The following is a 21,608-nucleotide window of genomic DNA, read 5'->3' as shown; positions in this document are numbered from 1 at the left end:
ATCAAGAGCATCCTTTGCATCACGAAGTTCTCTTCTAAGGCGGGCATTTTCTTTTTCAATATCGCTAGAATAATTGCCTGATCCGCGAGTCGGAACATCGCCGTTATTTTCTCTGGCGATTTTAAGCCATTTTGTTAATGTGCTATATCCTATTCCTAAATTTGATGCACAACCCTTAACGCCAAGATCTGAATGGTCGTAATAATAACGGACGGCATCTTCTTTGAATTGTTGAGTCTGTTGCTTTGCCATTGTATGTTCCCCCTATATCATTTATTGTAATCCTTCTGGGGAACACCCTCAATTCAATTTGTTCTATTTATATTCTAGCACCAATGGCCTGGAAATTGTTCTTCCTGTATACCCGTATTTCCGGCTGCACATACGACTAGAATACCGCTGTTTGCCGCTCTAATGATCGCATCATGCAATTGCTCCGAACCTTGAGGGCCGCCTAAAGACATCGAAATAATGCGTACTTTTTCTCCTTGTGCCCCTTTCCAGTCAATAGCATAATGAATAGCCTCTGTAATGCCTTGGAGACTACCGCCTCCATCCCCTCCTAAAACCTTGAGAATCAGTTATCACAGAGGCAAGTAAGCGCCCATGCTGGGCGCACCGAAAAAAGAACCCGCGAAATTCGCGGGTTCTCTTGTGTCGGATACATAGGGGATGCAGAGTCGCTATAATCCGCGCGCTTCTTGGCGCACGAGACGTTTGCCGTCCAGCAGTTCTTTTTATTGTCATTGTTATTTACCGAAGTTTGGATTTCTTAGTATTTCCTGATACATTTCAACATATTTATCTGGTCTAAAATCGGTTCCCCCAACGGAAGGATTATTTTTATAAAGACCTCTTTCTGCTAAAGATAAATCAATCGTTGCTGTAAACATCTCAGATTCATCGGCAACCTCGTCCGTAAATTTGTGGCCTGCATAATAATATGGTTCCCATGTTTTTCTGCTTGGCCCTATGATGCTGCTGCCGCCCCAGAAGTAATTGTCGACATCCAATCCGCCAAGGTTTGCGGAAGCTATATATACTCCCTCACGAATTACACCGGCTTCCAATGTAGTTGTGCCAAGGCCACGGCCATGACACTTTGCCAAAGCTGTCGAATTGATATAAAGCCTACAGCCCATTGCCGCATAATAGCGGATCATTTCCGGAAAACAGTAAGAATCATAACAAATATTACAGCCTACAGGTCCCCATGGCGTATCTAAAATAAACGGCTTTTCACCTCTAGTCGCCCAGTTAGGTTCCGGTGCAGGCAAGTGCATTTTACGATAAGAGCCAACCAATCCTGCCGGTGAGAAGATTGCCAAAGCATTGTATATCGTATCTGGTTTATGTGCATCTTTTTCTGGCATACCAAAGATTACGTATAGGCCAAATTCTTTTGCTAACTCAGCAACTTCATTGGTTGAAGGACCGGGAATGGTTTCAGCCAAGAGACTCTGCATCTTTTCTGCCTTTGGTTTGCCCGGTTCATCATCGTAGCCTGTAAGGCTCATTTCCGGAAATACGACCAAATCACTTCCTTTTTTAGCGGCACATTCGATATACCCTTTAATTCTGTTTAGGTTCTTTTCTTTATTCCCCCAAACGGCATTAAATGTAACGACAGACACTGTAAGTACATCTTTGAACATAATAAATTACCTCCTAAACGGAATTTGATAAATTTACAAAAAAATGCAGGACAGTATTATAACTGTCCTGCACTTCTTTGTACCTTACCATTAATTGTAATTATAGCGTAATTGCCGATAAATGTCAAAAATTATATCAGTTTCCAATGATACGTCTGCGGGAACATTTCCAGCACAATAAAAGAATACTATCTTGCAGCTATCTTTGGTGTTAATATTTATTTCTTGGCAATTCTTGTTTGTCTTTCCTGCGAATTTTAGAAACTTAGCTAATTCTAAATACGCCGCGTAATATTGTCGTCGTCAAAGCATCTTCATAAGCTTTTTAGGCTGCCGGTATTAGGTTCCCGGGAGCCTAACATAAACAATGCAAATCCTAAACAGACACCAATCCCCCCGACAGAATACATCGCACCATATCCCCAGTACTCACCGACAATTCCCAGGACAACAGCTCCGGAGGTAATCCCGATATCCATAAATGCTGTAAAAAAGGCCAAAGCACTGGCTCTTTCATGCGGTAATGTCCTGTCTACCACATAGGCATTGAGCGCTGGCATAAAAACGCCAAATCCCAAACCAAAACAACCGCCAATAAACATTAACAATGCCATGTTGTCCAAAAACGGCAGCAAAAATGTGGCACAAGCCAGTAGAATCAAGAAAGGAAGTATTACTTTTCTCCGGCCGTAGCGGTCTGACAGTTTTCCGGCCAGTACCCGGCTAATAAGGGTAAATATAGCATATGTAGTAAAAAAGACGCCAAAGTTATTTATTCCTTGCTGGGGTGCATATACAGGCAAAAAAGTAATAATTGCGCCATATACTTCGGCTGCCGCAAAAAAAGTCAACGCTGCGACAAGAAGTGCCTGCTTACGTCCCACCTCCCAGACACTTACCGTTTGCTTTTGCGTTTGTTTGGACGACAAATACGGCGCCCCTTTTGGTTTCTAGTGCAGCGTTCTTTATACTCGCAAGAACTACAGGCTTAAAATCGATTTAAGTTTTTTCAGAAGCCAAATTACTTCTACATTGCGATTTGGCTTCATGCTCAAGTTGCCAAGATGAACGAATCCGGTTAAGATATCCGTTTTAAGCAAGTCTTAGGATGGTATAAGGGACGACCATTCTTGGGCATACTGCTTTATGAAATTTTAACTCTTTCATATCCAAGATGTTCGACATATTTATCAATGATGCGGACTGGACGACTATCTTTATGAATGGGTTTTCACACATTCTGACGTTCCTTTGATTCGCGAGCATGCAACAGGGAGCCCGGCATAGTGCAGGGCTCCCAATCTATTTTCATGAACTATTTGCCTACAATACCAGAACAACATGATGTTCTTGCCCGTCATCGCTTAATTCAATGCAAGGCCCCTCCTTCACGCCCTGCTCCGTAAGCAAAGCTTCCCGCCCCTCAATTTGCAAGGAAGTTACTCCTCCGGACTTACGCGACGGATTTTTGACAGTAATGTGGTAACAGGCGCTGCCAAAACGGTAGCTGGCGGAAAATTCGGGCCATTCGCCAGGAATGCACGGGCGGATATACAGCCACTTGCCGCGGCGGCGGAGGCCGAGAATCCATTCTATTCCCGCCTGATACATCCAGCCCGCGGCACCGGTGTACCATGTCCAGCCAGCCCTTCCTGGGTGCGGCTCCGCTGTATAAACATCCGCCGCCATAACGTAGGGTTCACCGGCATACTGCCGCACTTCACTGGCCGTACGCGTGTGATTGAGCGGATTCAACAGTTGAAACAGCTGAAACGCATTATCTCCTTTCCCGAGCCGGCACCAGGCAATAATGCTCCAGATAACGCCATGGGTATACTGGGCTCCGTTCTCCCGTATCCCGGGCGGATATCCCTGGATGTAGCCGGGACTCGGTTCGGTACGTTCAAAAGGCGGCGTTAAAAGCCGCGCGACGGACAGTTCCCGGTCCACCAGTTCCCGGTCGAACGACTGCATGGCCTGCAGTGCCTTCTCCGCCGGCGCCGCCCCGGAGATAACTGCCCACGACTGGGCGATGGCGTCGATACGGCACTCCTCACTGTATATCGAACCCAGCCATTGTCCGGCGTCGGTAAAAGCCCGCCGGTACCACTGCCCATCCCAGGCCTGCGCGTCAAGAGAGGAGGACAGTTGTTCGCGTATGTCGCGATAGCGCCCTGCCCGGTCATTATCGCCGCTTCGGCGGCACAAATCCGCGAACCGTTCCAGCACATCACAAAGAAACCAGCCGAGCCATACGCTTTCGCCACGGCCTTCGGCGCCGACATGGCTCATCCCATCGTTCCAGTCGCCAATGCCGATCAGCGGCAGTCCATGTTCGCCAAAGCGCTGAACAGCCCTGTCGATAGCCCGCAAACAGTGCTCAAGAATGGTGCCAACCAGGGTGGAGATGCGGGTTGGCTCATAGCGTTCATATTCACCCTCCGCTAATGGTTCACTATGAAGAAATCGTGCCGTCTCGGCAAGGATACTGTCGTCGCCGGTATGCTCGACATACCGGGCGACGGCATACGGCAACCACAGCAAATCGTCGGCGAAGCGCGTGCGGATGCCGCGCTGTGTTTCTTCATGCCACCAGTGCTGCACGTCGCCCTCCTCATATTGATGTGCGGCGTGCAGCAAAATCTGCGCCCGCGTAAAGTCGGGACGGGAGTGCAGGAGAGCCAGGGAATCCTGCAGTTGATCGCGGAAACCGTACGCGCCTCCCGCCTGGTAAAAAGCGGACCGCGCCCACATCCTGCAAGCCAGCGCCTGGTACAACAGCCAGCCATTGAGCAGCATATTCATTTCCGGACAGGGCGTGGCAACCGCAATCTGGCCCACAACGCCATCCCAAAATTCTCGCACGCCGGCCAAGGCCTGGTCACAAACCGGGGGCTGGCGGTACTTTTCCGCCAGTTTCACGGCGGCATCCCGGGAATGCTCGGCGCCAAGCAGAATGTAGACCGTCTGTTCGCCGCCCGATTCCAGCACAAACTTGGCCTGCACCGCGCCACAGGCATCATGAACAGGTCCCGTTTGGCCCGACAGGCGCTCGCGGTCCAGGGCCGCCGGTTTTTCCCATGTGCCGCTCCGGCCGAGAAACTCACTGCGGTCCGCCGTCCAGGATAGTTCTTCCGGCGGAGCCGGTGGCCCCGGATATACACCCAGAAAGGCCCATGCCTCGCGCAATGCCTCCTGATACGTATTGCGCGCCAGCAGCATCCGGGCGGCTTCGTCCCACTCGGTGATGATAAACGAAGCATTCGTCCGGCGCTGCACCCCCAGCACCCATTCCGCGTAATAAGTGACGGAAAGGCGCCGCCGCCCGGCGGTCCCGTTCTTCAGCCGAAGTCTGATGACCTTGACAGGGTCGTCTACGGGAACGAAAACCGTCATTTCCTGCCTGATACCATGTCGTTCGTGGGAAAAGCAGGTAAAACCCCGGCCGTGGGTAACGGTGTAACCCGGGATGGAAGCATCATCCCCCCGCTCCGGAGCAGCCAGCCACAGTTCGCCGCTCTCTTCGTCCCGCAAATAACATACTTCACCCGGCGGATCGAGTACCGGATCGTTGGACCACGGAGTCAGCTTGCACTCACGGCTGTTCAGCCACCAAGTGTGGCCTGTGCCGAGTTCGGAAATAAGGCAACCGAAACGCGGGTTGGCAATTACATTGATCCACGGTGCCGACAACGGATTGCCGCTTTTAAGCATGATCCGGTATTCCCGGCCATCGGCGGAAAATCCTCCCCAGCCGTTGAAGAACAGCCAATCGTGCCCGTTATCCGGCACTGGTACCGCGAACCTGTTTGCCGGCACCGTGGGCCTGATGGCCGCCGGCAAGGCGGTAACCACGCGGAGCAGCCTGGATTGCGCGCCGAAGCTGGGGCCGTCGGCTCGCAGTCCAACCCGCGCGGTGGCAAAGAGGAGCGTCCTGTCTGCGTCCGACAGTTGGCCGGCATTGATGATAAAAACTCCGCCCAGCCCGGCGCCATGCCAGCCGACGGCTTGCTCCACCGCCCGCTTGAGCGCCTCCTGCAACTCCTCCCGGTAGCCTCCTGCTGATTCGTTCAAAACGACCAGGTCAAAAAACAGTCCCAGCCGACGCAAATATTCGTGCCCGGTTAGCATCTCAACCACAAACGGCATATCGGTGCTATTCCCGATCCGCACCAGGATTACCGGTAGGTCACCGGAAACTCCGTACGCCCACAGGCCGGACTGGCCCTTTGCATTGGCGGCGATACTCTGTTTACGTTCCTGCCGCAGCGGCGGGGTATACAGCACCCGGCTGGCAAAAGCTTGCCAGGCATCGGCCTGGGCGACAGTCAGATGGAGATGCCGTAGTTCGATTTGACTGCGATTCCAGGCCAGTTGAAAGGTTCGTTCCACCACCAATTCTCCCGGGAAACGGCCGACAAGATCTATTGCCTCTTGCCGCGTGCCCGCTACGGTAGTGACGGCGAATAGCTGCACCTGTTCACCGGGCTCGATGCTCACGCGCCGCCGCATAACGAAGGCGGGATCGGCCACTGAGCCCACCGTTTGGCGCAAGCGGGACCGGATTCCCTGCGGCAGAACGAGGGTATGACCCCGGCCGATAAAGCCTGCCCGGTCGGTATCGTATTCCACCGGCCCGAGGCTTCGACCCGCGGCCACTAGCGCATGCGCCGCCCACAACGGTTTTTCGTCTTGCCGGCGGGGCCTGCGCTGAGCCAGCAGGCAGCCGGCATCCTCCACATAGGCCGTTTGGATGAACAATTTACTGAAAGCCGGGTGGGCATCATCGGCCATAGGCGATGCCAGGGCCAGTTCAAGGAAGGTTGTGACCTCGAGAATCCGTACTTTACTGCCGGCATTGGCAAGCGTCAGCCGCCTGACTTCCGCATTCCATTCCGGGGACACGCAGATTTCCAGGCTCGTCTGTATATCGTCGTCAACACGCATAAAAGTGGCCCGGTCAAGAGAAAATTTCACTCGTTGTTCGGCCGAGACCGTACGGCACGGCTGAAATGCCGGCGACCATATCACGTCGCGGGCGACGTCCCGGATATACATATAGCTCCCCCAGTTATCCAGCACCGGGTCCTCCCGCCAGCGCGTGACAGCCAGACCTTCACACCGGCTGAACCCGCCGCCGCTGTTGGTCACGACAGTCGTAAACGTCCCATTTGACAGGACGCACACCTCAGGTGCGGGCGTGTCCGCGCCGCGGTATTCGCGCAAACTGCCGGTCGCCAGCGGCCGCTCGCGTGCTACATACGTATAGGCAAAAGCGGGATGTTTGATGATTTTGGGCCGTACGGGGATACGCTCCTGCAGGAGTAGCTGTGCCGCCTGCACGCGCTTGTCGCGGTGAAAACGTTCGGTTATTTTTTTCGGCGCCAACAAATTGGCGAGGGCGAGCAGGCTCATTCCCTGGTGATGGGCCATAAAACTGCGGATAACGATGCCGGTCCGGTTCTCGGGCAACCGTTCAGGCGTGAAATCAACGGCCTCAAAGTAGCCGTATTTTCCCCGGGCCCCCAGTTCCTCCAGCCTGCGCAGAGCCGCCAACCCTTGATGCTTCGCAAAAGGCAGAGCGAGGATTGTCGCGTACGGCGCCACAACCAGATCGTGCTCAAGACCGCGCTTGAAGCCAAGACCGGGAACGCCGAACGCCCGGTATTGATAGTTCATCTGATGATCGAAGGCATAGTAGCCCGATTCGGAGACGCCAAACGGGACTCCCTGCTGGCGCGCATACTCGATTTGCCGCTGCACCGCCGCCTGGTAGGTGCTGTCCCAGACGGTGTTCCGGTAGGTGCGCATGAACAGCCAGGGCATCAAATATTCAAACATTGTCCCGGACCACGAGAGCAGCGCGACCCGTCTTCCCACTCTGGTCATGGTCCGTCCGAGCGCATGCCAGTGCGACACAGGCACCTGGCCGAGAGCGATGGCGATAAAGCTTGACAGCCTTGCCTCCGACGCCATCAGGTCATATAGGATCGCATCAGGTTTATCCAACCTTTCATTATAGCCGAGGTGGAATAATTTGGTTTTATGATCGTAAAGCGGACGGAAGTCGGTCCCGCCAAGCAGCGTCTCCAAACGGGCGATCAGTTTCTGCCCGCGGAGAAGCCATTCCCCGCGCTGGCCTTTAGCTTCGTCTGCCGGCGCAGGGGCCAATTCCTCGGCGAAGGCAACATTCAAAGCTTCCACCGCCTTGCCGCAGCCCTCTTCAGCCCCTGTCCCCCCGTCCTCGACAAGGTCTGCCGTGAGCCACTCCGCCACCCCTTCCTTGACAACCACCAAACAGACAGCGAAGTTGCCGGAATCCACGGTTGACACGTACAGCGGCGGCAGCGGCTCAAGGGTGACCGTATCGTACCAGTTGTACAGGTGGCCCTGCCATTTAGCCAAGTGCTCCACGGTGCTGATGGTGCGCTCCAAGCGCTCGATCAGGCCGGGCGTATCGATAAACCCGAAATCACGTGCCGCCAGTGCGCAAGTGAGATAAAGTCCGATGTTGGTGGGCGAAGTGCGGTGGGCGATGCCGTTGGGCGGCTCCAACTGAACGTTGTCGGGCGGCAGCCAATGCTCTGTTTCCGTAACGTAGTCTTCGAAAAACGCCCATATCTGTTCCGACACGTTTCGCAATTCTGCCTCTTCGCGTGCCGTCAAAGGACGTTCAAGCCGCGGCGTCGCAGGCCGGTCCAGCCAGCGGACGACAAGGGGGGCAACAACCCATAAAGCGCAAAGCGCGAAGCCTGTCCACCGCAGTGCCGGAGCGGTAGTGACCGCCGCCAAGGCAAACAAGAACACCAACACGTAACCTCCGTATATACCCAGCAGCCCAGGGTAGCGCCCGCCCCACTGGCGGCGTTCGACTTCCGCTGCGCTGACCCATTCGAGCAAATGACGTTTTGATACAAATAAGCGGTACAGGGTTCTGGTGATTGCGTCCACTAGCAGCACGCTTTGAAACGGCAGCGTCATCATGTTTACCAAAATTTGACCGGCTGTGCCGAAAAGACTCCGCGGCCGCCAGACTATCCACCTGACCGCTGCCAGTTGGCGGAAAAGCGGCAACAACATGGTAACAAATACCACAGCCAACCAGCGACTGGGAGAGCCAGGCAAAACAGTCAGTCCCAACAGCAGTACGGCAAACTGCGCCGGCGGCAGTAAACTGCGCCGTAGATTGTCGATCATCTGCCAGCGGGCGAGAGGCGGCAAATCAACCGGCAAAAGAGCCCCCCGCCGGTCGCGTACGCGGGAAAACAGCCAAGGAAGCAGTTGCCAATCGCCACGCACCCAGCGGTGCATTCTCTTTTGATAAGCGCTGAACACAGCCGGATGCCCGTCTATCAATTCGATATCCGCCAACAGGCCGGCGCGCAAAAACCCGCCTTCCAGCAAATCGTGGCTAAGCACCCGGTTTTCCGGGATGCGTTCGCATAAAACTTCGGCAAAGGTATTGACGTCGAATATGCCTTTACCCGTGAAGATTCCCTGGCCCAGCCCGTCCTGGTACGGATCGGAAGCGGCAAAGACGTACGGATCGATCCCCGGGTCCGCCGACCACAGCGCAGCAAACCGCGACCGCAAGGCCGCGCCATGGCTGATAGCGATACGCGGCTGCAATACGCCGTAGCCCGCGATGACCCGGGTCCGTGTACTGTTTAACCGCGGCCGGTTATAGGGCAGATGCAGCGTGCCGATCATCCGCTGCGCGTTTTCCAACGGCAGCTCGGTATCGGCGTCAAGGGTGATGACGTAACGGATGCGCGGCAAGACAGCCGTGTCGCCAACGACCAAGTCGAAAGTCGTATCGGCCCGGCCTTTGAGCAGTTCAACAAATTCCACCAACTTGCCCCGCTTACGCTCCCACCCCATCCACACCCTTTCGGATGGATTCCACAACCTGCGGCGCTGAAAAAGGTGGAAAGTACTCCCGCCCGGGCGGGAATACTTGGAGTTCAACGCCTCTATGCTCGCACGGGCGGCATCTAGGACGGCGGTATCCTCCGGAACCCTCTCCGCGCCAGCGTCGGCCAGGTCGCCCAGGAGGGCAAAATGGATATTATCGTCGCGGTTAGCCAGGTAATGCAATTCCAGCCGGTCCGCCAACTCCTGCACCTCTTTGGCCGTAGACCAGATGACGGGAACAACAACCATCGTAGCCGCCTCCGGCGGAACTCCGCGTGAAAAATCGTAACGGAGCAGCGGTCGCGGCTGCCTAACGCACTCAATAAGCCAATGGGCAGCCGTAACGGCCCACTCGCTCGCCGGTAAAGACAACGCCAGGGCAATCACCGCCCACTGGGCGACGGTGAAGCTTTCACCGGCGGAGATCCAGCCGGCGAAACCGAGAAGGGCGGCCGTGAACAATCCGGCAAGGACGGTGAAATATGTGCCGGTGGCTCGGCGCGAAATCTCTGTTTCCGGTAAATAGCGGGGAGCGGCGCACAATTTCAGCGCATGCCGCAGTTTTTTGACGCCGTCCGCTTCGAGCAGATAATATGCGGTAAATGCCTGGCGTGGCGGTTCCGGCTCCGCCGCACCGCCGCCAGCAGCCTCAGCCGCTTTCACCTGCTTATATTCTTTCGCCGCAAGTTCAACGGCCTGCTGCGCCACCAGATTTTCCGGTACGCGCAGGCGGCGTGCTAATTGTTCAACCCGCTTGCGCAGCACGTCGCGGCTGGAAAAATCAAGCAGCGGATACACCCCTGCAATTTCCCCGTGCAACGTGTGCTCAACCATGCAAACCCGCTCGAACGGCTCATTCCAGTCCAGGCGCGAAAGTTTACGCAGACTGCTGACGAGGTTGCCTGCCGACATTTGATAGGCAGCCTGAAGCTGATACTCGTAAGAGACGATCCGGTCCAGACTGTCAGGGCCATTTTCCAGTTTGCACATCAGCCATTCGCGTACGGTCGCCGAATCGTCCGCCCACTCGCGCAGGCGCCTGGCCAGGTAGACTACAGCCGCGCCGGCGAGCGGCATATCCTGGCCTGCTTCTTCCAGGGCGGCCTTTAGCACCTTCGGATCTAACCGCGACGCCTCCAGGCGCGCCAGCAGCCGTTCGACCGACGTACATACCTCGCGCCGTTCGCGGACCAGTTCCATGACTTCGGCCAGGCGCCGGAGCAAGGCAATACGCAGAATGAGCGGGACCGCCCACGCCTCAGCAATGGTCAGAACCGATACTTCCTGGTAAAAATTGATATAGCTGATAAGCGAGTCCTCATCCAGGTTCCCGTCCACCTGCTCAAGATAATCGGCACAAATGGACAGTATCCTCAGCGCGCCAGTCCTGCGCAAGTCGGGCAAATTCTGCAAGAAGGCGTCGTCAAGCTGCTGTCGGACGACCAGCGCCTGTTCCTCTATGAACTCGGCATGATCCAAAAGCCATTCTTCCGCAGGCTGCGAGCAACTTGCCTTGTCGTGCCGCAGAAGGCGTATGAACGCGCGTAATTTCCCGACATTGGCATGTAACTCCCGCCACAGGCACTTTGACGGCCAGCGTCTCATGTACGGGTCGTGGGTCAGGGCAAGTATATGCGCTTTTTGTCGGAACTGTTCAGTATTTAAAATCATATTTCTCCCGAATAAAATTAGTATTTTAAAGTATTGGGAATTTCATTGCCAGGCGATACTGTGAAACCCGCCTACTAAAAATATTTCCATTTAGGGCCTTAATTATTAAGCGTGATTCTTTTTATAAGAAATCAGTTGCTGGGAAATAGGCATTATTTACAGTGTATGCGCATGAACGCTATAGCCAAAAACAAGAGTTCCTCGTTAAGCAGGTGAAGAGTTCTTGCGATTAAGCATAATTTTGCTGCACAATAAATTAAGCATAAGCCTGCCATTTCGGCAAAACTTATGCTCAAGGTCAGATTATTTCTGTATAAAATTGCATGCGGAAGGCGATCTACGCCCTTGCAAATTCACCTATTTCGGTTCTTCCAAGGAAACTAGGCGAACCTCTCTTATATCCTCCTGTACCACATTTTGTATAGGCTTTCCTGTTACGCGATTTTCTCTGCCGGTGTTTCCGATTTACTGTTCAGTTTGTGCAGTTGACGATAAAGCTCCTTGGCGGCCAGCGACAGGTTTTGCGGGATATTAATTGATGCTGTCACCCAGAACGGCTTGCTCAGGATATAGCGTAAATTCGGTTTCCAGGTCGCTGCCGTTTACTTGCCAGAGTGCGCTTTCCATAACCTGGAGATGCAGGAACAAATCTCCGGCTGCCCCGCTTCCATATCCCTTGCCGCCTAACCCCTTGAGGCGCAGCGCCGCGCCCGGATAAAGGCCGGATGGTACTTTTACCTTTACGTTTTTAGTTTCCTCGATGACACCTGCTCCGTGGCAGGCCGGACAGACACCCTGCTCGCTGAAGCGTTGACCTTGGCAAGTTGGGCATACTTGTGGAGACGAGAGGTGAATTTCTTTGTCTACACCATGAATGAGTTCTTCGATAGTTATACTAAGCTCGGCATCGATATCTTCGCCTTTGCTGTTAGCCGTATTTGCCCGTCTGCCGCTGTGCTGGCCGCGGGCGAAGTCCTGACCAAAAATACTGGAAAAGAAATTGCTGAATGCAAATCCGCTGTTGTCAAAATTACCAGACTGGTAATAAGTATACCCTTGGCCGGTATCTGGATCAAAGTGAACTTCATCGCCTGCTCGCCAGTTCATACCCAGCTTGTCATACTTGGCGCGTTTATCCGGATCGCTTAGTACTTCATAGGCTTCATTAATACGTTTAAATTCTTCCTCTGCGTTTTTCCTGGCATCACCTTGATGTAAATCGGGGTGATGCTTGCGGGCCAACTTGCGGTAGGCCTGCTTTATTTCTTTTGCGGATGCGGTTTTCGCCACTCCGAGTGTTTCATAATAGTCAATGTACTGCATGCGCATCACCCCTTTTTGAGTTAACAAGATCTCTACTGGTTAATTAGCTTGCTTCGTATTCGACATCAATCACATCATCATTTGTTTTAGTTTGGCCGGAAGCCTGGGGAGTTTCAGATGGTCCGGCCTTTTCCGTATGGTATTGGCAGGCCTGACTGTAGGCTTGCTCTAATTCATTTTTAAGTTGCAGTAACTTATCTCTGTCAGTAGTGTTTTCCGCCTGCTGGGCTGCCGCAAGTGTTGCTGTCAGACGGCCACTAATATGGGTGGGTAACGCATCGCCTTGTTCTGCTAGCAGTTTTTTAGCTTGGTAAGCAAGCGAATCTACCTCATTTTTAAATTCGACCAATTGACGGCGGGTTTTATCTTCTTGTGCGTATCGCTTGGCATTTGCCACCATCCGGTCAATATCGGTTTTGTCGAGATTGCCGGAACCGCTGATGGTAATGGACTGTTCTTTGTTTGTGGCCTTATCCTGGGCACTGACTGTGAGAATACCGTTGGCGTCAATATCGAAAGTAACTTCGATTTGCGGCAGGCCCCGGGGTGCGGCCGGAATGTCGTTCAATTTGAATTGGCCAAGCGAGCGGTTGTCTTTGGCCATTTCACGCTCGCCCTGCAGCACATGAATATCTACTTGCGGCTGATTATCCTCTGCCGTACTGAAAATCTGACTGCGGCGGGTAGGAATGGTCGTATTGCGCTCAATGATTTTCGTCATGACACCGCCAAGGGTTTCGACTCCCAGCGACAGCGGGGTAACATCCAGCAGTACGACATCTTTGAGGTCACCGCTTAATACAGCCCCCTGAATAGCGGCGCCGATAGCTACCACTTCGTCAGGATTAACGCTCTGGTTGGGATCTTTGCCGGTCATAAGCTTGACTAGCTGCTGAACTGCCGGGATACGGGTAGACCCCCCGACTAAAATGACTTCATCAATATCTTTAGCCGACAGTTTGGCATCAGCCAGCGCTTTTTCAACGGGAGTGCGGCAACGCTCCACCAGGTGATGGGTTATGTCATCAAATTTTGCCCGGGTAAGCTTGTTATCCAGGTGCTTCGGACCGCTGGCGTCAGCGGTAATGAACGGCAGGTTGATGGCTGTTTCGGTAACGGCCGACAACTCAATTTTCGCTTTTTCAGCAGCCTCGGTCAGGCGTTGCAGCGCTTGATTGTCGGTACGCAAGTCGATGCCGGTATCTTTCTTAAATTCGGCTGCCAGCCAATCGACAATCGCTTTGTCAAAATCATCGCCGCCTAAATGGGTGTCGCCGTTGGTGGCTTTTACCTCAAACACGCCGTCGCCAACTTCCAGGATGGATACGTCAAAGGTGCCGCCACCTAAGTCGAATACCAGGATGGTTTCATTCTTTTTCTTATCAAGGCCGTAGGCCAGGGCGGCAGCGGTAGGTTCGTTGATGATTCGAAGAACATTGAGACCGGCAATGGTGCCGGCGTTTTTGGTAGCTTGACGCTGGGCATCATTAAAATAAGCAGGAACTGTAATGACTGCATCGGTTATCTTTTCCCCTAAGTATTTGCCGGCATCATCCACCAGCTTACGCAGTACCTGGGCCGAGATTTCTTCCGGCGCATAGTTCTTACCGTCGACAACAAAAGTCACGTTATTATCTGCACTTTGCGCCACTTGATAAGGAACAAGTTTCATCTCCGCGGTGACTTCGTTATAGCGACGGCCAATGAATCGCTTTATCGAATAAAAGGTCTTTGCCGGATTCAAAACAGACTGGCGTTTGGCTAGCTGACCGACAAGACGCTCGTTATCGCGAAAAGCGACAACCGAGGAAGTTGTGCGGCAGCCTTCCACATTCACGATAACCTCAGGACGATCTCCTTCCAATACCGCTATACAAGAGTTAGTAGTACCTAAATCAATGCCAACTACTTTTCCCATAATTTGCGCCTCCTCTTTATTTATAATTAGTAATCAAATTGCTGGGAGTTTTTACTTGTTTACAGTTTTATATTAGCAGAAAATGATTATTAATTAAAAGGTCAATAAAAGTCAAATAATAGGCCTACGCATCAGATTTGGCAGTGTATAGCAAAAAAGTCTTAAATTCACACGCTGGCTCATTATTTTTGACTTTTTGACCTTTAAACCTTTTATGACCTTCGGATTTGCAGTAAGGGGCGATCTGCTAAGGCCGGGGAAACTAACGCAGCCTTCAGATTGTTGGGCTGAAGGCTGCATGCTTAGGGTTTAGTTTGATTATAATCCGTATATTCGCTTTAGGTCAGCGGCGACGTCGGGAATACGGGTGGACAGCTGGGGGATGGCGTAGCCGACGAAGATGGGTGAGGTAACAAACCGGGGCATGACTTTGGCGGTTATCTGGCCGTCTATATGGTAGAAAAAGATGTTGTAGCTGTTGCAGTGGCGGTTGAAGTTGTGGAGGAAGTAATGAGCGCAGATCTGCAGGTAGTCGGCCAGGCGGTCGATTTGCCCGAGGTTGGCGAGTTTGAGGTTGAGTTCAACGAAGCCGACCAGCGGCTTATCGGCGATGGCGAGTTCGACGCCGCCGTCGCGACTGATGACAATGCCTTCGAGGCTGACCGGGGGGATGTTGGCGGTGTAATCGACGTGGCGGAGGCCGATAATCTGCATGTGGGGATGGCGAATGGTGCCGCCCGAGCTGGGGCCGTGATTTTTGAAGAACAGAACCGAGGCGAATTCGCCGCCGGCGATCATGTCCAGCCATTTCTCGCTGCCGAAGCGGATGACCCGGTGGAGGTGGTCCCTGGGATAGAGCGACAGTTCGGATGCGCAGTCATCGGTTTCGATGAGGACAGTCGGGAAGGTGTCCCGAAGCACCGGATATTTGTTAGCGATAAGAAGTATCGGCCCGTCTTCGGCGATAATGCCTTCAAGTTCGTCGCGACAACAGAAGGGGCATTTATGGCCGGTATCGACAACGGTCACCGGTTTGGTGCCGCCAATCTTAGTGTCAAAAACGAGGTGGATCTGCCTTGAAGTCATGGCTAAGTCTCCTTGTGTGCCAGAGTATCTTGTTCTTTTTATTATACCATACCGAGTAAAGAAAACAGGGGTAGGGTGTCAGCAGGGACAAGTGTCTTATCACATAAAAGGATTATGTCATGCGGTAGCGAAACTACATATCTAATAAGATATGCTGAAGGAGAGTTATTATTATTAACGGAGCACATATTAAAGAAACATGTTCCTTTCACAAAAATAAAATTATCGGAATCGTTTTGATTCTTTTCGTTGAAATGTATCTTTCGTTTCAATTCTACAGTCGTGAACCGGAATTTCCGACAGGTATCTTTGCTATTGATCTAGCTAATGCTCTTTTTCGTGATCTATTGCTGGCAAGTATCTTTATGTTTTTTAGCAAAAATTTATCTCGTGTCAAACAAATTGCACGAGATTATTTGCCCATAGTGATTGTCGCGATTCTTTGGATAGGAATCTCCCTGACTATTATCCATTCATTTAAGTTAATTTATAATGTAATGACGATCCTATCCATTTTGTCAGGTGTAATTAATAATAGTATATTGGTGCTAATTGCTTGCTACGCTTTCATGCAATGGGATAATACTCTATCCAAAACCATATACTTTTTATCGTATTTTATTACCATTTTGTTTTTTTATTGTGATATGGCATATTTTTTTGTTACATCATCACATATTGAAAAAATACTGTTCGAAAATCTAAATACCTACTCTATGCTAAGTGTAATCTATACTGCCGATAACTATGTTTTACTTGGAATTTTAATAAGCTTTTTCCTGCTTATGTTATTATTTCGCTTACCGAAAAAAATCAACAAGTTGCATACACAAAGTGTCGTTATCATCATGATAACGCTCTATATTGGTTTTAACTTTATTAATTTTGCCACGGCTTATGTATACCCAAAAGTACTGATAGCAAATGGATTTGATGAGGAAGGCGACATAGAAAAGGCCAGAGACTTATCCCGCGATCTCATTTCTGAGTCTGTAACCATCAACTTGGTGCGAGAGTGGGGACGAAATAACGCAAGACAGGTAACAGCCTCCAACCAGCTTTATCGTGTGGCATTTTCTAAAAACGAAACACTGCTGTTGAGTGAATTGGGAATCGAAATTGGGGAAAAGCCTATTTCCGTTCAAAATGCTTTTCCTTATGAAAAAATCGTCGTAATCGTCGCTGAATCTTTTCATCGGGATTACTTGCATTTCTATAACCCACAGATTCCAGCGGAAACAACACAATTTTTAGATAGTTTATGGGGCAAGTATCCCCATGCCGATCATTATTACACTGCGAATAAGCCGACGACTCAAGGGCTTAATTCCATGTTTCTTTCCCAGTTGATCTATACCGATGATCAATCTTTTGAAAATAATGCCACGTTATTCAAAGTTCTCGCAAAGAATGGTTATGATACGATGTTCTTGGAGGCTACCAGCCAATATTATAATGATGAATTTCGCGCCTATAAAAAACGTTTTGGTATGAACATTTACAGAGCAAAAGAAGACTTGGAAAAAGAAGGATATATTGGCAGCAGCGGCTGGGGATTCCATAATGACGTAATGTATGAAGAAACCATCAGAATCCTGGATCAAAATCGCAATAAAAAGCTTTTCCTGGTGACGAAGACGATAGATTCGCATCAGCCATATCCCTATTGCGGGTTGTCTAAGGATGATATTCCAGCGGCTATCAACGACCAAGCGAACAATGTTTTTCTCAAGGGAATTTACTGGGAGAATATTACCTTCCAAAAATTTTTCCATGATCTAGAGTACCGGAATTTATTGGACGATAAGACGCTTATTATTATTACGAGCGATCATAATCCCCACCCCAGCCAGAACAACCACTATAAGCGTCTTGGCGAAGGCGACCTTAGTTTAACCATAGCCCCCATTCCGCTGCTCTTTATTAGCCCCAATTTGCAGCCTTTTCATAATTTCAGCAGTGCGGCATTCGCGAGCCAGATCGATTTTGCACCTACACTTTTGGGGATATTAGGTATTTCTTCACCGCTCGAGTTTTCCGGGAAAAATATGCTGACTGTTCCGGAAGGTCGTAGTTATGCAGTTGGTTTTTTTGGAGAAACAATTTATTACTGGTCCAAAGACGGCCAATTTAAAACCGACATGTATAGTGGAAAAAATCAAAATGCTTCTGAAAAAGCACTGATCCATTGGGTTCAGGATTTATATGCCAAATACTTTGTCGGTAATTCTGTTCTTGGGGTTCAATAGGTTCAAGTCTATTTAATGAGCAGACCAAGTTAGAAATTCATAAAATTATGCTGAAATTGTGTTTAACAGCCAATGAATAATACCCAACTTTGTAGTTTTGTTTTTTCTGCAAAGTTGGGTATTTTCTAATACTGCCTGTTGCTATTTTTTTAGTTCTGTTTGATCAATAAGTTCACTGTTCTAGTCCCGCCGGACCATTTGCCGGCACAGCAAACAGTGAGAGATAGTAATTGGGCGGGGCCATTTGCCAATCGAGACTATATGCCTCATGATTTCCCATCACCGGAGCTATTGGCATCGCTGCCAAAAGATTCGCCGCTCCGTCAAACCATGCGTTCCACTGCCAGTCGTCTTGTCCATTATCAACGAGATCACCCATATTGATAAAAAACACTGCATCTGAGTTGCTCTCCCGGACTATTTGAGCTGTTTTCGCCCAATCTTTACGATAATCAGCTGACTGTGAATCACCAAAGACAAGTGCCTTAAAAGCTGTCGCCTCCGGTTCAGTTTTGAATTCTTTCCAGGCAGATTGCCGTTTGCCGGCGGAAACACGATATTCATACTCAGTTCCAGGCGTAAGGTTAGTTATATGCGCCGTATAGAGCATAAACCGTTTGCCGCCGTTGTACGAAGGCAATTCCACTGCTTCTGCTTGAATTATTGTGCTAGTATCCGACTGCTTGGGACGTATCTCCAAACTTCCCGGGGTTCCGAAAGTTGATGTTTTCCATGAAATCGTACGTTCATGCTTCATATCTGATGTAACCACATGCATAATTTGCCCTGCATCGTTATCAAAACCAATATATACTGGTTTCGTCACAGACAAGACACTAATAGCTATGATACAAATAAAAATAAAACCCAATAGATACTTTTTCATTTTCCCACCTTGTTACAACTTGATCCATTGTCATTATTATCCATAGCAACTTATTTTATCCCTTTTCTGCTTCCAACGTCAAGACCAATAGAATCATCATATCCTGACTCGGACGGGTGCGCTGCGGTGGGAGTTGTTTATTTCTTACTTAAAAACTCAACGGCGGCTTTGCCTAACAAAGCAGTCGCACTAACTAAGCTTCCTTCATCAAAATCGAAACGCGAATCATGATGTCCGGCCGCCAATTCGGTGCCAATCATCAAATAAGCAGCCTGCCCCCCTTTTTGCTGTACCCGTTCCATGAAATAGGTACAATCTTCGCTGCCGCCGATGTTTCCTTCCGGCAATATGCTTGCAAATAAGTTGCTTGTTTCAGCAATCTGCTGCAAACGCTCCACAAGCAGAGGACTATTTTCACTGGTAGAAGCATCGCCCATTGGCGACAAATCGAGTTTAACATCATACATCGCAGCTGCTGCCTCTAGGATTCTGAGCGCGCTCTGGTAAATATAATTGTTGATTTCGCTGGTAGTCCCGCGTGTTTCAAGTTTCAGTACCGCCTTGTCCGGTATGACGTTGCGTCCGGTTCCAGCCTGTAATACCCCGACATTGATACGCGAAGCGCCTTTGCTATGGCGGGAAATAGCGTGCAGATTAAGAGCGGCCGTGGCCGCTGCCAATAATGCATTTTTCCCGGTTTCCGGTGCTGCGCCGGCATGAGCAGGAACGCCGGTATAGACTGCATCCAGTTTCGTCGTCGCCAAGAAGCCTACCGTATTACAAGTCACTGTGCCTCTTTGCTTTAGCCCAATCCCCAAATGCAAGCCAACAAAAAAATCAACGTCATCGACAATACCGCGCGCAACCATCGCTTTCGCGCCTCGTACTCCTTCCTCGGCAGGCTGAAAAATCAGTTTTACCGTTCCCGCAAGTTCATTTTTTACTTCAGTTAAAACTTCTGCCAGGGTTAAACCGATCGCTGTATGACCATCATGCCCGCAGGCGTGCATCGCTCCCGCATTGACAGAAGCAAAACCTGCACGCCAAGGTCTATGTTCCGCCAGCATGGCTTCCACTACATCATTTGCATCCATATCAAAACGGAATGCGATAACCGGTCCTGGCTCAGCGAAGTGCATCACGCCCATCACACCGGTTTTTCCCCCCTGCATTCTGCCTACCCAGCTGGGATCAGCCCCTTGGGCTATAGCTCTTGCCTGATGGTTGATCAATTCCTGCTCAGAAGGTACTCCCATCATGACCTCAGCATCAATCACCTCTTCGCCCACTGCCACTTGATAGCCGAGGCGGGCTAATGTTGCGGCCACAATCGACGCTGTACGAAATTCCGTCCAGGCTGTTTCTGCATGTTTATGTAAATCGCGGCGGCACTTGACAAGATTCTCCTTTTTTGTTGCCACTAATTCCAAAATATCCGTATTCATTCGTTAATCTCCTTTGTCAAAAACAGGCTCTTTCCTTCAGCGATTAATACATCAACAGGGCCATACCGATAATCATAGCTCCTACCATCGGCAGCCAGTTACGCTTTGTAACTTCCATCGGGTTAATGCCGGCAATACCGGCTACAATGATAGTAGCGCCGGCAATTGGCGACATCGTACGTCCAAGCGTACCGCCCAAGGTAGCCATACTGCCCATTTGAACGGTTCCCATGCCAAAATCGGCCGCATGCGGCGTAACTGCCTGATTAAAGGCCATTGTCGCCGCATCGCCGGAGCCAACGACAAACCCCAGGACAAAAGGACCAACGGCAGCACACACTTTAACAATTGCCGGATTATTCAGCATAGCATCGATGAACGCCTTAACAAGCCCCATCGCGGTCAAACCGGACACAAATACCCCGGCCGCAATGATAATGCCGATTATTTCACCGTATGCTTTACCCATACCGTCAAAAAAGGCATTGCTAAGTCCGATGGGATTTTTCCTGGTAACTAAAAGAGCCAGTGCACAGCCGATAATCATAGCCTGTGGCACATCAGTTTTTAAAGAAGGTACCAGGGTAGCCCCTAAAAGGAGAAGCAGAATCGGAAACATCGGCATCAGAGCATACAGCAAATTGACTTTAAAAGTGTTATCGACTTCCAGTCCTTCCGCGTGGTATCCCTTGTGTTCTTTTTTATAGTAGGCAATAACGGTAATTAAAATCGCAGCAACAATCAGTGACGCAACATTGGCTTTGAATTGAAAGGCAATTACCTCCATAACCCCGACGCCGGCAATTTTTGCTACAACCGGATTATGCGCCAAACCTGGATTAAGCATACTGCCGTATGTACCACACTTGACCGCTGCCGCCGCAATGGCAGGATGCACACCTGCAGACATCATTAAAGGTACAAAAATTGCGCCTGCCGCCGCCGCTGTTCCGGCCGCACTCGGCAAGGCCACATTTACCGCATAGGTAGCCACCACCACGCCGGGAATTAAAAGCGGGCGAACTTTTCCCAAACCACTGGCCATCAGATTGATTAAATGTTTGTCACATTCGGTAAACCGCATAACCATAGCAAAGCCCATAACGGAACATACGGCTTGAATTAAGCCGGCATTTGTCATTTCTTTGGCAAAAGCGTTCAAAGCAGCCATAGGGGTGCCAGCCACACAGGCCATAAGGATACCAGATACTAAAAGCACTAAGCGCGCATCGTAACGTTTGACCAAAAAATAAATTGTAATAATGACCAAAATCACACCAATAGTAAGCATCATATCAAACACCTCTCCCCTTATCGCTATGAATTTTGTTTACTCCTTATCTCTGCAGACCTTCTCCTTTCCGTCTTTTTTGGCAAATCAGACAAACAGAGTAATTGCATGCCGTCATTTCTTTTCAGTCTATTTACGGATATTTCCTTAAATAGCAATTAAAAAACGAG

12 protein-coding genes are annotated in these 21,608 nt (G+C 50.5%); 1 reads left to right on the top strand and 11 read right to left on the bottom strand.

The annotated features are described in order from the left end of the window. The 8 genes from BLR65_RS10670 to BLR65_RS10635 all read right to left on the bottom strand — a co-directional run. Nucleotides 1–252: transposase (locus tag BLR65_RS10670; RefSeq protein WP_093793822.1), on the bottom strand; the 252-nt coding region annotated here is incomplete at its 3' end. A 74-nt stretch (nt 253–326) separates the two neighbouring features. Next, nucleotides 327–578 (bottom strand): S8 family serine peptidase, encoded by a 252-nt coding sequence (locus tag BLR65_RS10665; RefSeq protein ID WP_281241520.1) that lies wholly within the window; start codon nt 576–578, stop codon nt 327–329. A 171-nt stretch (nt 579–749) separates the two neighbouring features. Continuing rightward, nucleotides 750–1,655 (bottom strand): carbon-nitrogen hydrolase family protein, encoded by a 906-nt coding sequence (locus BLR65_RS10660; RefSeq protein WP_093794176.1) that lies wholly within the window; start codon nt 1,653–1,655, stop codon nt 750–752. A gap of 314 nt (nt 1,656–1,969) precedes the next feature. Then, nucleotides 1,970–2,584, bottom strand: a complete 615-nt coding sequence (locus BLR65_RS10655) for an MFS transporter (RefSeq protein WP_093794175.1) — start codon at nt 2,582–2,584, stop codon at nt 1,970–1,972. A 394-nt stretch (nt 2,585–2,978) separates the two neighbouring features. After that, nucleotides 2,979–11,240 carry a glycoside hydrolase family 94 protein gene (locus BLR65_RS10650; RefSeq protein ID WP_093794174.1) on the bottom strand — a complete coding sequence of 2,754 codons (8,262 nt, stop codon included), beginning with the start codon at nt 11,238–11,240 and terminating at the stop codon, nt 2,979–2,981. Nucleotides 11,241–11,771: 531 nt separating this feature from the next. Next, nucleotides 11,772–12,563: a DnaJ domain-containing protein gene (locus tag BLR65_RS10645; protein ID WP_169716918.1), complete on the bottom strand. Its 792-nt coding sequence runs from the start codon at nt 12,561–12,563 to the stop codon at nt 11,772–11,774. 43 nt (nt 12,564–12,606) lie between these two features. Beyond that, entirely contained in the window at nt 12,607–14,481 is a 1,875-nt protein-coding gene (gene dnaK / locus BLR65_RS10640) for a molecular chaperone DnaK (RefSeq protein ID WP_093794172.1), read from the bottom strand. Between the two features lie 318 nt (nt 14,482–14,799). Further along, a complete protein-coding gene (locus tag BLR65_RS10635; RefSeq protein WP_093794171.1) occupies nt 14,800–15,567 on the bottom strand; it encodes a DUF4931 domain-containing protein in 768 nt (255 codons plus the stop codon). Nucleotides 15,568–15,803: 236 nt separating this feature from the next. On the opposite strand from BLR65_RS10635, the gene BLR65_RS10630 reads away from it, so the two are divergent. After that, complete coding sequence (locus BLR65_RS10630) at nt 15,804–17,816, top strand: LTA synthase family protein (protein WP_245692690.1); 2,013 nt, start codon at nt 15,804–15,806, stop codon at nt 17,814–17,816. Between the two features lie 172 nt (nt 17,817–17,988). On the opposite strand, the gene BLR65_RS10625 is transcribed toward BLR65_RS10630, so the two are convergent. The 3 genes from BLR65_RS10625 to dcuC all read right to left on the bottom strand — a co-directional run bounded on the left by BLR65_RS10625 (nt 17,989) and on the right by dcuC (nt 21,441). Further along, nucleotides 17,989–18,702 (bottom strand): FN3 domain-containing metallophosphoesterase family protein, encoded by a 714-nt coding sequence (locus tag BLR65_RS10625; RefSeq protein WP_093794170.1) that lies wholly within the window; start codon nt 18,700–18,702, stop codon nt 17,989–17,991. Nucleotides 18,703–18,839: 137 nt separating this feature from the next. Continuing rightward, complete coding sequence (locus BLR65_RS10620) at nt 18,840–20,147, bottom strand: amidohydrolase (protein ID WP_093794169.1); 1,308 nt, start codon at nt 20,145–20,147, stop codon at nt 18,840–18,842. A gap of 43 nt (nt 20,148–20,190) precedes the next feature. After that, nucleotides 20,191–21,441, bottom strand: coding sequence for a C4-dicarboxylate transporter DcuC (gene dcuC, locus BLR65_RS10615; protein ID WP_093794168.1), 1,251 nt, complete (start codon nt 21,439–21,441; stop codon nt 20,191–20,193). Between the last annotated feature and the right edge of the window lie 167 nt (nt 21,442–21,608).

The organism is Sporomusa acidovorans, from assembly GCF_900101845.1.
In the GTDB taxonomy this organism is placed as follows: Bacteria; Bacillota; Negativicutes; order Sporomusales; family Sporomusaceae; genus Sporomusa; species Sporomusa acidovorans.
Note: the sequence above shows the minus strand (reverse complement) of the source record. Positions and strands in the feature narration are given on the sequence as shown.